At 66.7% G+C, this 13,160-nt stretch carries 12 protein-coding genes and 1 pseudogene; 4 read left to right on the top strand and 9 right to left on the bottom strand.

What is annotated here, in order from left to right; all coding sequences use genetic code 11:
- Positions 1–127: 127 nt before the first annotated feature.
- The 8 genes and pseudogenes from KWI83_RS37240 to KWI83_RS37205 form a co-directional block, all read right to left on the bottom strand.
- Positions 128–265 (bottom strand): annotated as a pseudogene (locus tag KWI83_RS37240) (adenosylhomocysteinase); the annotation flags it as partial.
- On the bottom strand, positions 255–1,124 hold the full coding sequence (metF, locus tag KWI83_RS37235) for a methylenetetrahydrofolate reductase [NAD(P)H] (protein WP_218518799.1): 870 nt from the start codon (positions 1,122–1,124) through the stop codon (positions 255–257). The pseudogene KWI83_RS37240 and the gene metF, both read right to left, overlap by 11 nt.
- Positions 1,125–1,161: 37 nt before the next feature.
- Positions 1,162–2,145: a carbohydrate kinase family protein gene (locus KWI83_RS37230; RefSeq protein ID WP_218518798.1), complete on the bottom strand. Its 984-nt coding sequence runs from the start codon at positions 2,143–2,145 to the stop codon at positions 1,162–1,164.
- Positions 2,146–2,287: 142 nt separating this feature from the next.
- Complete coding sequence (metK, locus tag KWI83_RS37225; RefSeq protein WP_218518797.1) at positions 2,288–3,514, bottom strand: methionine adenosyltransferase; 1,227 nt, start codon at positions 3,512–3,514, stop codon at positions 2,288–2,290.
- Between the two features lie 163 nt (positions 3,515–3,677).
- Positions 3,678–4,325, bottom strand: coding sequence for a class I SAM-dependent methyltransferase (locus KWI83_RS37220; RefSeq protein ID WP_218518796.1), 648 nt, complete (start codon positions 4,323–4,325; stop codon positions 3,678–3,680).
- 58 nt (positions 4,326–4,383) lie between these two features.
- On the bottom strand, positions 4,384–5,355 hold the full coding sequence (locus KWI83_RS37215) for a DMT family transporter (protein ID WP_218518795.1): 972 nt from the start codon (positions 5,353–5,355) through the stop codon (positions 4,384–4,386).
- Positions 5,356–5,375: 20 nt separating this feature from the next.
- Positions 5,376–6,374 carry a PLP-dependent cysteine synthase family protein gene (locus tag KWI83_RS37210; protein ID WP_218518794.1) on the bottom strand — a complete coding sequence of 333 codons (999 nt, stop codon included), beginning with the start codon at positions 6,372–6,374 and terminating at the stop codon, positions 5,376–5,378.
- Between the two features lie 140 nt (positions 6,375–6,514).
- Positions 6,515–7,501: a class I SAM-dependent methyltransferase gene (locus KWI83_RS37205; RefSeq protein ID WP_218518793.1), complete on the bottom strand. Its 987-nt coding sequence runs from the start codon at positions 7,499–7,501 to the stop codon at positions 6,515–6,517.
- A 678-nt stretch (positions 7,502–8,179) separates the two neighbouring features.
- On the opposite strand from KWI83_RS37205, the gene KWI83_RS37200 reads away from it, so the two are divergent.
- The 3 genes from KWI83_RS37200 (at position 8,180) to KWI83_RS37190 (ending at position 11,092) form a co-directional block, all read left to right on the top strand.
- On the top strand, positions 8,180–8,854 hold the full coding sequence (locus tag KWI83_RS37200) for a class II aldolase/adducin family protein (RefSeq protein ID WP_218518792.1): 675 nt from the start codon (positions 8,180–8,182) through the stop codon (positions 8,852–8,854).
- Positions 8,851–9,435 carry a cupin gene (locus KWI83_RS37195; RefSeq protein ID WP_218518791.1) on the top strand — a complete coding sequence of 195 codons (585 nt, stop codon included), beginning with the start codon at positions 8,851–8,853 and terminating at the stop codon, positions 9,433–9,435. The genes KWI83_RS37200 and KWI83_RS37195 overlap by 4 nt, the downstream gene beginning before the upstream one ends.
- A 343-nt stretch (positions 9,436–9,778) precedes the next feature.
- Positions 9,779–11,092, top strand: coding sequence for a helix-turn-helix domain-containing protein (locus tag KWI83_RS37190; protein WP_218518790.1), 1,314 nt, complete (start codon positions 9,779–9,781; stop codon positions 11,090–11,092).
- A 96-nt stretch (positions 11,093–11,188) separates the two neighbouring features.
- Here the strand turns inward: KWI83_RS37190 and KWI83_RS37185 are convergent, their stop codons facing one another.
- Positions 11,189–11,806, bottom strand: coding sequence for a TetR/AcrR family transcriptional regulator (locus KWI83_RS37185; RefSeq protein WP_308122392.1), 618 nt, complete (start codon positions 11,804–11,806; stop codon positions 11,189–11,191).
- A 250-nt stretch (positions 11,807–12,056) separates the two neighbouring features.
- Here KWI83_RS37185 and KWI83_RS37180 point away from each other — a divergent pair, with 250 nt between their 5' ends.
- On the top strand, positions 12,057–12,761 hold the full coding sequence (locus KWI83_RS37180) for a haloacid dehalogenase type II (protein WP_218518789.1): 705 nt from the start codon (positions 12,057–12,059) through the stop codon (positions 12,759–12,761).
- Positions 12,762–13,160 lie beyond the last annotated feature (399 nt).

Genomic DNA, 13,160 nt, shown 5'->3' with positions numbered 1-13,160 from the left:
CTGGCACCGCACCTCGCCGCGTTGCCGAAACGCCCAGGTGGCTCCGCTACCAGGGCGCTCCGGCGCCTTGCGATGCACGGCACCAGACCACGCGACCTGATCGGACGCTCATAGTGCAAGGACCCCTCAAGGGCTGCGCCTCGGCGTACTCCTTGCGGATCGCCATGAGACCGGGCATCTCGTGCTCGGCGAGGGTGATCTCCTTGCGGCCGAACTCGGCCAGTGAGAGGTCGGCAACCTTGAAATCGGTGAACTCAGCTGACACGAAGGCTCCTTGCGCTCAGCACGTTGCGGTGGATGTCCAGGGCCGCCGTGGACTTGTTCAGCGTGATGTAGTGCAGACCCGGGGCACCCTCGGCCAGCAGACGCCCGGCCATGGCGGTGGCGTGCTCGACGCCGATCCGGTGACCGGCCACAGGGTCGTCGCGCACCGCCTCCAGGCGGTGCGCGAGGTCCTCGGGGAAGGCGGCGTGGGAGAGCTCGGCGAAGCGGCGGATCTGGCGCACATCGATGGCCGGCATGATCTCCGGAATGATCGGGATGTCACAGCCCGCGGCGGCGACACGGTCCCGCAGCCGCAGATAGTCCTCGGGGTCGAAGAACATCTGGGTGATCGCGTAGTCCGCGCCCGCGCGGCACTTGGCGACGAAGTGCCGGATGTCGCTGTCCCAGTCCGGCGAGCGCGGGTGCTTTTCCGGGAAGGCGGCGACACCGATGGTGAAGTCCCCGAGGGATCGTACCAGTTCGACCAGCTCGTAGGCGTGGGTGAAGCCGTCCGGATGCGGGATCCAGGGGCCGTTCGGGGCGCCGGGCGGATCGCCGCGCAGGACCAGGACATCGCGGATTCCCGCGTCGGCGTACTGGCCGATGATGTGGCGCAGTTCGAGGATCGAGTGCCCCACGGCGGTCAGATGAGCCACCGGTCGCAAGGTCGTCTCGGCCGCGACCCGCTGCGTCACCTCGATGGTCCGCTCACGCGAGGACCCGCCGGCCCCGTAGGTGACGGACACGAAGTCGGGGGCGAGCGCCTCGATCCGGCGGATCGCCCGCCACAGTGTCTGTTCGCCCTGAGCCGTCCTGGGCGGGAAGAACTCGAACGAGAACGTCGGAGATGTGTCCGTCAACGCGTGCCTCCCGGCCTGCCCACACGACCCTTGAGGGTCATGACACTTGCGCGAGCCGCGGCTCGAGAGCGCGGGCCGGGTCGTTGCCGTACGTCTGCTCGATGCGGGTGATCAGGTCCGGCGGGCTGAGCTTGTACTCCTGGGTGCCGACGGACTCCAGCACGGTGGTGGCCAGGGCGCAGCCCAGCCGGGCCGCCTGCTCCTGCGGCAAGTCCCACGCCGTACCGGCGAGGAACCCGGACCTGAAGGCGTCTCCCGCGCCCGTGGGATCGGCGATCTTGTCCGTGGGTACGGCCGGGATCCGCAGGGTGGGGGCACCCGACCTGGCCAGTGCCACTCCGGCCTCGCCCAGCGTGGTGGTCCAGGTGCCGATCCGCCCGAGCAGGTGGTGCTCCGTCCATCCGGTGCGTTCGAGAAGCAGGGCTGCCTCGTACTCGTTGGTGAACAACCACCGTGCCCCGTCCACGAGTTGGCGGGCCTGGTCCCGGTCCAGGCGGGCGAGCTGTTGGGAGGGGTCAGCGGCGACGGGGATGCCGAGCCGGTGGGCCGTGGCGGTATGCCGCAGCATGGCGGCGGGATCGTCGGCGCCGACCAGGACGAGCGCGGGCGTGCCGGTACGTTCGGCGATCGCGGCCAGGTCGATCCGGGGGGCCTCGGCCATGGCGCCAGCGTAGAAGGTGGCGATTTGGTTCAGGTCCTCGTCGGTGGTGCACACGAAGCGGGCGGTGTGTAGACGCTCGCTGACCCGGACTTCGGATGTGTCGACGCCATTCGCCCGCAGCCAGGCGCCGTACTCGGCGAAGTCGACGCCCGCCGCGCCGACCAGGATCGGGTCGAGACCGAGCAGGCCGAGGCCGAAGGCGATGTTGGCACCGACGCCTCCTCTGCGCACCTGAAGCCGGTCGGCGAGGAAGGACAGGGAAACCCGCTCCAGCTGCTCCTTGATCAGCTGTTCGGCGAAGCGTCCGGGAAACACCATCAGATGGTCGGTCGCGATCGATCCGCTCACGGCGATGCGCATGGACAGCACTCCTTGGTCCTGAGGCCGGGGTGGGCTATGGAACGGCCGGGGCGGCAGGTGCCGGGCGGGGGAGCGGTGCGCGGTCCGGGGGTAAACCGTGCACCGCCGTCTGTCGTTCCGGGGCGTGCCCGGCGCCGCGCTGTCAGCCTGCTGCCGCTGCCTTGCACAGGGCGTCCGCGCGGTCGGTGCGCTCCCAGGTGAAGTCCGACAGCTCGCGGCCGAAGTGGCCGTAGGCCGCGGTCTGGCCGTAGATCGGGCGCAGCAGGTCGAGATCGCGGATGATGGCGGCCGGGCGGAGGTCGAAGACCTCGGAGATGGCGGTCTCGATCTTCTCGACGGCGACCGTGTTGGTGCCGAAGGTCTCGACGAACAGGCCCACGGGCTCGGCCTTGCCGATGGCGTATGCCACCTGGACCTCGCAACGCTCGGCCAGGCCGGCCGCGACGACGTTCTTGGCCACCCAGCGCATCGCGTACGCCGCCGAACGGTCCACCTTGGACGGATCCTTGCCGGAGAACGCGCCGCCGCCGTGCCGGGCGTAACCGCCGTAGGTGTCGATGATGATCTTCCGTCCGGTCAGCCCGGCGTCGCCCATCGGGCCGCCGATCTCGAAGCGGCCGGTGGGGTTGACCAGCAGGCGGTAGCCCTCGGTGTCCAGCTTGATGCCGTCGTCGGCGAGTTGGGCCAGGACGTGCTCGACGACCTCGGCGCGGATGTCGGGGGTGAGCAGGCTGTCCAGGTCGATGTCGCTCGCGTGCTGGGAGGAGACGACGACCGTGTCCAGGCGTACGGGCCGACTGCCCAGGTACTCGATGGTGACCTGGGTCTTGCCGTCGGGGCGCAGGTAGGGGACGGTGCCGTTCTTGCGGACTTCCGTCAGCCGGCGCGAGAGCCGGTGGGCCAGCTCGATCGGCAACGGCATCAGGGAGGGCGTCTCGGCGGTCGCGTAGCCGAACATCAGGCCCTGGTCGCCCGCGCCCTGCTGGTCGAGCCCGTCGGTCGCGCCGCCTGTGGCCGAGCTCTCCAGCCTGGTCTCGTACGCCTTGTCGACGCCCTGCGCGATGTCGGGGGACTGTGAGCCGATCGACACCGACACCCCGCAGGAAGCGCCGTCGAATCCCTTGGCCGAGGAGTCGTAGCCGATGTCGAGGATCTTCTCCCGGACCAGGGTGGCGATGTCGATGTAGGCGGAGGTCGTTACCTCGCCCGCGATGTGCACCTGACCGGTGGTGATCAGGGTTTCGATCGCCACGCGTGATGCGGGGTCGGCACGCAGCAGTGCGTCGAGGATGGTGTCGCTGATCTGGTCGGCGATCTTGTCAGGATGTCCCTCGGTCACGGATTCCGAGGTGAACAGGCTGCGGGACATGACACTCCAGGGCAGACGTGGTGGATACCGGTCGACATGTGCGGCCCCTGGCGGCCGGAGCCGAAGGTACGTGGCCCCGTCACCACCGGTGGCTGGGCGTACTTCTGACCTCGGGTCAGTGGAAGGGGCGGTTCCGAGCCGGATCAGCCGTTCGCGGCCCTTGTCATTGCGCCGGACCGATCTTGCGGAAGACCCAGTAGTCGGCGCCCTCTTCGGCGATGTAGTGGGCGTCTTTCAGCTTGAACTCAAGGGGAGCCAGGGCAGCGACCTTCTCGGACCGGGCGAAGTCCTCGAATCCCGTCTCAGCCGCGTAGCTGCCGCGAGTGGACACCGCGATCAGGCCCCCGGGCAGGGCGTACTCGATCAGGGTGAGCAGCGCCGGGGGGCGCACATGACCGAGCGTGAACACACCGCTGCTGACCACGATGCCGTACTGGTCTAGACGCTCATCGCGTCGGGGCACCGAGAGGTCCACGCCGCCGTAGACCTTCCGATACGCCTGGGTCTTCAGGGCCTCGACGGCCATGTTCTCCGAGAGATCGACGCCGTCGATCACGTAGTTGCCCAGGGTGCGCAGGACACTGCCGACGAGGCCGGTGCCGCAGCCGGCGTCGAAGACGGTCGTGTCCGGCGTCACGTAGGCGGAGGCGAGCAGGTGCACGAGGTTGGCCGCGATTCGGGGCGCCACCCATTTCTGGTCCGCCAGGTCCACGTCGTACCGCGACGCCCAGTCCTCGTAGTAGTTCTTCAGCCCCGGGGAATCGTCGAAGAACACGTGGGACTGCTTGATGTTCGTGAAGGACCTGCTCATGGGAATTCCTCCTCGTCGGTTCGGATCAACGATCGTGACGGTTCTTTTTCTCGTTCTGCTATGTCACTGCGGGCACGTCTGATGCGTCCGATTTCTGCTTGGCGCCAGCGCCGTCTCCTCGCGATCGGGAGTTCTTCACGTCGAACACCATGTAGACAGCGATTCCGGCAAGAATGAATAGGGCGCCGCCGACCTCTGTCCAGGTGGGCATCCGCCGTTCCGCCGGGAGACTCATGATCGCGCCGAAAATCGTCTCCGTGGCGAGCAACGGCCCGACCAAGGGCACCGGAATGCCCTGCGCCGCCTTCACCCAGATGTATGTGCCCCACCAGGAACCGATGACCCCGAGGAAGACGCACCAGGCGATGATCTTGAACAGGGGGTACGGAGAGAAGGTCTCCTCAGGCGTCGTGGCAATGGCGAAGGGCAGCAGGACCATGGAGGCACCGCCTGCCCCCATGGCCACCAGCGCCGCCCAGATCTTGGGGTCCGGCTTCGTCTCCCAGGTGCGCTGTGACTGGGCGTTGCGGACGACGAAGTAGGACCAGGTGAGCATGGCCATGAGGGCCAGCAGGATCCCGAAAAGTGAGTCTTGCGCGCGGTTCGGGGGCCCTCCGTGAATGAAGTCCGCGGTGCTCAGGAGGGTGAGGCCGGAGAGAATCAGGAGGACCGGCCCGACCAGCTCGCTCCACGACATGCGCTTTTCCGCGAAGTTGCCGGCCACAGCGATAGTGATCGGTGAGGACCCCACGATGACCGCGGTGATGAAGCCGCTGCCCATGGTGGCGGAGTACGAGACGCAGATGTAGAAGACGAAGTACCCCACGAAGCCTATATACAGGCCGAAGAGGATCCTGCGCATCGGCATCAGCTTGAGCTGGCGCCGGCCTCGGCACAGGACGTACAGGCCGCACAGGCCGAACAAGGAGTACCGGCCGGTGACCAGGAGCAGTTCACTCGCCGGCTTGACGGCGGCCGGGGCAGGGAAGGCGAAGGCCCACAGCAGAGCGGCCGTCAGTGCCGCTGCCACGTTCTTTTGCGTACTTCCCATCACGCAGTCGCTTCCAGCGCGGGATTCTGCCCGGCGGCAAAACCGTTCTGCATCAGCCAGTCCCGGTTGTAGATCTTGGAGATGTACTTGCTTCCGCTGTCCGGCAGGACGGTGACGACCGTGGCCGGTTCCGTCAGCGATAGGGCCACCTGCACGGCGCCCCACACATTGGCACCCGAGGTGCCACCGCAGATGAGACCCTCGCGTTTGGCCAGGTGCTGACAGGTGGCGAAGGCATCGGCGTCGGTGAACTGAATCACATCGTCGACGACCGAGAAGTCCATGCACTTCGCCAGATGATCCTCGCCCGCGCCCTCGACGAAGTACGGTGCGATCTGCGAAGGGTCGACGACGCCTTCGTGGAAATAGCGGTGGTAGATGGAACCCACCGGATCGAGCAGGACGGACGTCACGGACGGATTCTTCGACTTCAGGAACCGCGAAGTTCCGGAGATCGTGCCGCCTGTGCTCCCTGATGCAACGAACGCCGTCACCGACTGCCCGAGCGCCTCCCAGATCTCAGGGCCCGTCGATCGGAAGTGGGCCTCCGCGTTGAGCGGGTTGTCGTACTGGTTGAGCATGAACGAGCCCGGCGTCTCCGCGTGGATGCGCCTCGCGTACGTCACATAATGCTTGGCCGAGTCCGGTGGGGCCGAGGTCGGGCAGACGATCACCTCGGCGCCCATGGCGCGCAACGCGTCCTGCTTTTCCCTGCTCACCTTGTCCGGCATGGTCAGGATCGCGCGGTAGCCACGTGTTGCCGCCATCATCGCGATCGCCGCACCTGTGTTTCCGGAGGTGTTCTCCACGATGGTCGCGCCGGGCTGGAGCAGACCGCGGCGCTCGGCGTCATCGAGGATGTAACGGACGATCCGGTCCTTGATGCTGCCCCCCGGATTCATGAATTCGGCCTTGGCGAATATCCGAACACCGGCCGGAACGTCGAAGGTCTTCAGTTCGACGAGGGGCGTCCTGCCGATGAACGACTGGACATTCATGCCGACTCCTTACTGAGTGTGGAAAACGGTGATGGGGAGCCGGTTCGGCCTGTGTGCCGCGGACACCGGGCCAGTGCTTGCCCGGTGCCTCACCGTCCGCTGCCGACTGTCAAATGCACCGAAGAGGCGCTGAAGCCCGGTCAGAGGGCAGAGTCAGGAATCTTCACCGAGTCGAGAATCGCGACCGTGTGACCCACCCTTTCGCCCTTCTCCACCAGAGCCAGGGCGTCCAGCGCCGACATCTCGAACGGCGCCAGCTCCTCCTCCAGTTTCAGGGCCTGCGCCCCGGCTGCCGCGGGCGACAGGCCCTCGAAGGCATCGTGCAGAACGCTCACCGGGTAGAAGTGGAACGGCCCCAGCCCTTCCCTCTCCCACTGGGCGTATCCGCCGACCACCTCGGTTGGCTCGGACTGGACCTTCCAGGTGTAGGTCAGGATGCTGCCGTTGTAGCCGGCGGCTCCGGAGAGGGCCAGGATTTCGGACAACGGAATGCGCGCACCGATCGACGACAGCACGCGCCCGCCGACCCGAAGGAGGGGATGTGCCTGCTGGAGAGCCAGGTAGTGCAGCGTCACGAGGTTCTTCTCCGCGGAGCCGGGGATCTCCTCGCTGCGCTCGGTGATGAAGGTCGAACTCGTCTGGCCGTCGGCCAGATCCTCGTTGCCCGCCATCGGAATGTTGGGGAGGTTCTCGTAGATCACGTCGATCTGCGACAGCTTGCCGGCCAGCGGGGCGAGGAGGTCGCCCGCGCCTCCGATCAGTTCGACATCCTTGCTCAAGAGGTTGCTGCGAATGTTTTCCCGCGCATACGCGAGAACGTCCTCGTGGAGGTCGGTGAAACCAACGGTACGTGCTTGCAGAATCTCCACGGCCGCCAGGGCGTCGAGACCCGCCCCCGTCCCGATCGTGCAGAACCGCGGGGCGAGTACGCCCATGTGTGCCAGCGTCTTGAACGCCGGCACGGCAACGCTTGCCACCCAGTCGGCACGCGGATCCTCCGCCTTCGGGAGGTAGGAATGGTCCGAAAGCCGGAGCCCGATGGATGACCTGATCCGTTCTGTTTCACTTATCTGGAAGAACTCGCCGGGCGACACAACCAATTCGGCATGGTCGACGCGTGTACCCATCTCGGTCTCCTTAGAGTCTCCGGTTCGCCCAATTCGACGAAGGGCCGACGGGCACACGGAACCGGTCTGTGCCGAAGGAATCAACTGCGATCGGATTGCGCCCTTCACGAGGAACGGCGTCCTGCGGTGGCAGTGACTTCACTATCGCCACGGCTGGCAAAGCTGTACAAGGGGTGCCCTGTTGCCTGTCGCCAGGCAACGGCGGCAACAGCGGGCCCCAGAGCGCCTTGCCGGGCGCGTCGGTCCAGCGTTCGCCGGTGCACCGGCCGGCCACCGTGCGCTCTTTTCTGCCATCGGCTCAGACGGCCAGACGCACGCGGCCGGGCCGCAATGACCTGCATATCGCCATGAAGTGGACAGCCTCCGTCCGCTTATGGGTCCGTCAACTACCAGACGCGCGACCGGACTGCAACGGGAAAGAGCTTTCCAGTCGCCTCGGGAGTGCCCGTTGACACCACAAAGATCAACTCCCTAGCATGTAGCTATACCGGTTGGTATACGTCACCGTCTCTCCCCCCACGAAGGAGATGCGCACGTGTTGCTCCATCTGTCCGGCGTAGTGGCTGGTGGCGCATTGACTGTCCCCAGAACGTGCGCTGTCGATCCGCCGAGAGGTCAACGGCACGGCGACCGGTGCACGAGGACGCAACCACTGGCCCGTACGGGAGAAGAGAATCCGTGAAACCCGTATACATCCGCGATGACGCCGAGTCGCAACGTCAACATCTCTCGGCAGTTGGCCAGTCCCTGTGCCGGCGTGGTTGGCTGCCGGGAACGTCCGGCAGTGTCTCGGTTCGATCGGGCGAAGCGGTTCTGATCACCGTCGGTGACCTGGACAAGAGGGTGATGACCCATCAGGACACCGTGATGGTGGACCCGTTCGAAGGGCTGCCGTTGATTGGGGAGATCGAATGGCCCCCGGACGAAACCGCGATACACCTCGCCCTCTACCGGCGACTGCCCGACTGCGGAGCAGTGATCTATGCGCCAGCACTATGCGCCAAGGCACTCGCCCCCTTGACCGACGGCAGCGGTCATTTCGGCCAAGCGGTCCTCAAGGAACAGGAAATGGCGCAGACACTCGGCTTGTCGGATGCCTGCCTGCCCGCACTGCCGGTCGTCGCGGACCGACTCGATGCGTCGCTCATCGCCGAGGAGTTGGTGGCCGCTCTCGACGCCTCGGCCGCCGGCACCCCTCCGGTTCTGCTCATCCAGCAGAACGGCCTGGTCACCTGGGGTCGGGACGCCGACGAAGCGCTCAGCAGGCTGGAGCGTATCGAACAGCTCAGCCACCTGTTCCGGGCTGACGCGGTCGCCGACGAACCCGCTGTGGCCAGGGTGAACGCCCGGTGACACTGCTTCAGATCATGCCGGAGGACGCACCGGAGACGGTGCGGCTGCGGACCGACGACCTGGACGTCATCCACAAGGAACTGCTCAGGATCGGTGTGCGCCTCGTCCGGTGGCACGCCGCCCGCCGGCTTCCTGCCGACGCCGACGACACCACGGTCATGAAGGCCTACAAGAGCCACATCGACCATCTGAGCGCCGAGGGCGGCTACCGGATCGTCGACATCGTCCGCATGACTCCCCCGCCGGCCGATACAGGCCAGGGCCGGCAGACGTGTCCAGCGCATGAGAAGTTTCTGCAAGAGCACGTCCACGACGACGATCTGGTGCGTTTCGTCGTGGCGGGGACGGGCTGCTTCTATCTCCACGTCGCGGGCCAGGTGTACGCGGTGCTGTGCACGACAGGGGACCTGCTGTCCGTACCCGGCCGTACACCCCACTGGTTCGACGCGGGCGCTCGCCCAAGCTGCACTGCGATCCGTTTCTTCCAGCGGGCCGACCACAGCGCCATCCGGTTCCTGCCAGACGGCATCGCCTCCCCGTTCCCGACCCACGACGATTTGCTGGCGACGCCGGGCAACTAGCCCAGCGCGTCACCGAAGACATCCGCGGCCATCCCTGCCGGTGCGGGGCACGACCTTCCATACCTGGCTCTCTCCTCAATGAGTGCTGCCAGCTTCCATGGCGTCCATTCGCAACCGCCAAGACGGTCCGAAGCATGCGATCTGGATCACCAGGCCCACCGCCCGGGCCTGGAAGTAGGCACGGCCGTCGCAGCAACCCCGGTTTGGGCTGGCTGCTTTCGACCAACTGTACGATTCTGGGGGCTAGACAGTGGTACGAGAACCAGCGCAGGGCTCATCGTCAACTCAGCGTGCCCAGGAAAGAATTGGCTCTCTCGCCGGCGTACCGGCGACGTTCGGGCAGTTGCTGCGGGCTCACCGGACGAAGCGCGGGCTTTCGCTCACGCAATTCGCCGCTCGGGTGCATTTCAACCCGGGCCACATCAGCAAGGTTGAGACCGGCAAGCGGTCGCCGTCGGTGAGCTTCGCGAAGGCCTGCGATCGAGCACTGAACGTCGGAAACACCTTCACCGCCATCGCCTCCGCTCTGGAAGCGGCGACTCATCAGCAGCAAGGCTGGGTCCGGCCTGCTCAACTGCCCGCAGCAAAACGGCATTTCGTGGGGCGCCATGATGACCTGCATCGACTGGACGGGCTTCTTCAAGGCCACGAGCAGACACTTGCGGTACCCGTGGCGGTGATCAACGGCCCGCCCGGCGTGGGAAAGACCGCGCTCGCGGTGCAGTGGGCACACCGAGCCGTCAACGACGGTCACTTCCCCGACGGGCAGCTGTTCGTCAGCCTTCGGGGGCCCGAGCCGGACACCGCGGCTGCGCCCTTCGACGTGCTGGAGGATCTGCTGCGCGCCGTGGGCGTACCTCCTGAACGCATTCCTGCGGAGCTGGATCAAAGGGCTGCCACCTTCCGGACGTACCTGCACGGCCGGGAAGTGCTCCTGGTTCTGGACAACGCCGCGGACGCCCAGCAGATCCGCCCCCTGTTACCCGGATCTCCGGGATGCGCCGTCGTGGTGACCAGCCGGTCGCGATTACCGGGGCTGATGCCCTTGGTGGACGCCGTCTCGCTGCCCCTGCCCGAGCTGCGCCAGCCGGAAGCCGCCAAGCTGATCGGCGCGGTCATAGGCCAGGTGCGGGCCGACGCCAACCCGGGCGCGGTGGCCGTACTGGCGGAGCGATGCGGGCGTCTTCCACTGGCATTGGTCCTGGCTGCCGAGCGGATCGTGAGCCATCAGCACCACAGCGCCGAGACCCTTGCCGCCGAACTCAAACCCCAGCAGGCCCGGCTGAACCTCGCCGAGGGGGACGTGGTACTCCGCGACGCGTTCGAGACCTCGTACAAGGCGCTCGACGAGCAGAGTGCTCGTGTCTTCCGGGGGCTCGGCCTGCTCCCGGGTCATCTGATCGACGTGGCCAGCACGGCGTCGATCGCGGGTGTCCCTCCGGAGGAGGCCTCACTGTCGCTGTGCAATCTGGCCGCCGCGCACCTGGTTCAGCGCCATGACGAGCGTCACTATCGCATGCACGACCTGTTGCGGGCGTATGCGGCTGATCTGGCAAGGCAGCTGAACGGCAACCCCGGGCGCGCGATAGCGAACGGCCGTGCGGCCGACCCGATGCCCACGCTGAACTCCCTCGCCGCTACTTCTCTCGTCGCGTAGAACCTCGCTGGTAGCCGGGGCCGGGAGGCCGGTCCCGACAGCGGACGCGAACCCGGGATCATTCACCCTCGTGTCATGTGGCTGGGGCCGGAGTGGTCACTCGGGAAGCGACCTTTCGATGAGGACTCTGGCCACATGCTCAGCACGATCGACGGCCGAATCGAGCGACCGCATGGAATCGGCCACGCAGGCCCCCTCGTGCAGGATCAGAACCTGGGCGGCCAGTCCTGCGGGATCCTCGACACGGGCTTCCGCGGCCAGTCCTTCCAGGTAGGCGAGCAGCCAGGCCTTCTGGTCGCGGGCGACCTCCCGGCCCGGGTGGCCTTCAGGGAGTTCCACCGACGCGTTGATGAAGGCGCAGCCCCGCAGGTTCCGCTCGCGCATCCATTCGCGCAGAGCGCCGAACGTGGCCAGGATCTTCTCTGTCGGGGGACCGTCATGACCGTTGACGTACTTCACCAGCGTGGAACGCCACAAGCCATCACGAGCGCGCAGATAGGCGACGATGAGGTCCTCTTTCGAACCGAAGCGGTCGTAGAGGGTCTTCTTGGTGACGCCCGCTTCCTCCGCGATCGCTTCCACGCCGACGGCGCGGATCCCCTGCTCGTAGAAGAGCCGCGAGGCTGTCTGGAGGATCTTCACGCCAGCCGGCGTGAGGTGCTGCATGCCCCGTCGCTTGCTGCTTCGACCGACGCTCTCGCTGTTGACAGTCACAGCTCAACACTACACCCAGCGGTATAGTTACAGCAGTCGCTGCGCAGGTGTGAACGCCCCAGGACGAGCCGGGAACGCCAAAGAACTCCGCCTCACCGGCGAAGTGAATCGACCATTGCGACGCCGGTGCTTTTCATGTCAGTTGTCTGTGACGCCTGTTCGTACGACATGCCGCTGATGGGGTAATGACGGGCATGGTCGGTTGGTTCGGTTCACCGTGTTACGCCGAACGCCGTGATGGGGAGGTCGGATGACCGAGGCATACGACATCGAGGTCGTTGTCTTCGACGTCCTCGGCACGATGGTCGACGAACCCGGCGGACTGCGAGCGGCCATGCGGGAGGCGGCTCCCGCGTCAGAAGAAGCGTCCGGGGAAGTCTGTGTCGACCGGTTGCTCAACGTGTGGCAAGAGCATGTGGAGCACGAGCAGCGTCGCATCGCGGAAAATGTGCGGCCCTACGCCAACTCGGAGGTCATCGACCGAGAGGCGGCCGAGCGCGTGGCCAACTGCGTCGGCTTGACCGACGCCGCTGCCCTCGATCGACTGGCCACCGCAGCGCAGCGCATGAAGCCCTGGGACGACTCCCTCGTCGGCCTCGCATGCCTGGCCGAGCGTTTTCCGGTGCTGGCCCTCAGCGATGCCAGCCGCACGTCCCTGCTCCGGCTCAACGCTCACGCGGCACTGCGCTGGCACCAAGCCCTGTCCGCCGAGGACGCCCAGGCATACAAGCCTGCGCCGGAGGTCTACCAGCTCGCGCTCGACGCGGCAGGTTCTCCACCAGAGCGCGTGCTCATGGTCGCCGCGCACGCCTGGGACCTCCGCGGAGCCCAGCCCATGGGCATGCGAACCGCCTACGTTCAGCGACCGGTCGGGGATCCGCCGCGCAAGACCGACTCCTTCACGTGGCGGTCAAGTGGCCTGGAGGAATTGGCCGCTGTACTGGCGGTGGTGTAGTACCAGAACGCGATAGGCCCGAGCACCCGGCGGTCGGAGCCTTCTCATCGTGGTGTCGCTGGGGTTCTGGGCCCGGGGCACCGCAGGGCGCGGCGGGTGTCAGGCGAAGCCGGATCGTCGCCGGATGCGTACGGGTGCTCTGGTCCACGGCGGGCCGACTGGTGGCGCTGAAGGCTGCTTCCGCGTGGGAGAAGGTGTCGCCGAGGGAGCGGACGGCGGTGGTGGCCTTGCCCAGCATGGGGCTGTCCGTGTAGGCATCGAAGGTCACCTGGTGACTGCGGTGCGCGCCGTGAAGCAGTACACGACCTATGCACCGCCATCCCGCTGCAGGACGCTGTGGCGCTCGCGCTCGACCGGTACGCGCCCTGGACAGCGGTGCCGCGGGCCAACCGCGACGTC

The organism is Streptomyces sp. TRM70350, from assembly GCF_019219825.1.
Classification (GTDB): Bacteria; Actinomycetota; Actinomycetes; order Streptomycetales; family Streptomycetaceae; genus Streptomyces.
Note: the sequence above shows the minus strand (reverse complement) of the source record. Positions and strands in the feature narration are given on the sequence as shown.

Coding starts and splice junctions, on each gene's coding strand:
- KWI83_RS37230 (WP_218518798.1), bottom strand. CDS start 2,145: ATGCGCATCGCCGTGAGCGGATCGATCGCGACCGACCATCTGATGGTG.
- KWI83_RS37205 (WP_218518793.1), bottom strand. CDS start 7,501: ATGGGTACACGCGTCGACCATGCCGAATTGGTTGTGTCGCCCGGCGAG.
- KWI83_RS37220 (WP_218518796.1), bottom strand. CDS start 4,325: ATGAGCAGGTCCTTCACGAACATCAAGCAGTCCCACGTGTTCTTCGAC.
- KWI83_RS37180 (WP_218518789.1), top strand. CDS start 12,057: ATGACCGAGGCATACGACATCGAGGTCGTTGTCTTCGACGTCCTCGGC.
- metK (WP_218518797.1), bottom strand. CDS start 3,514: ATGTCCCGCAGCCTGTTCACCTCGGAATCCGTGACCGAGGGACATCCT.
- KWI83_RS37210 (WP_218518794.1), bottom strand. CDS start 6,374: ATGAATGTCCAGTCGTTCATCGGCAGGACGCCCCTCGTCGAACTGAAG.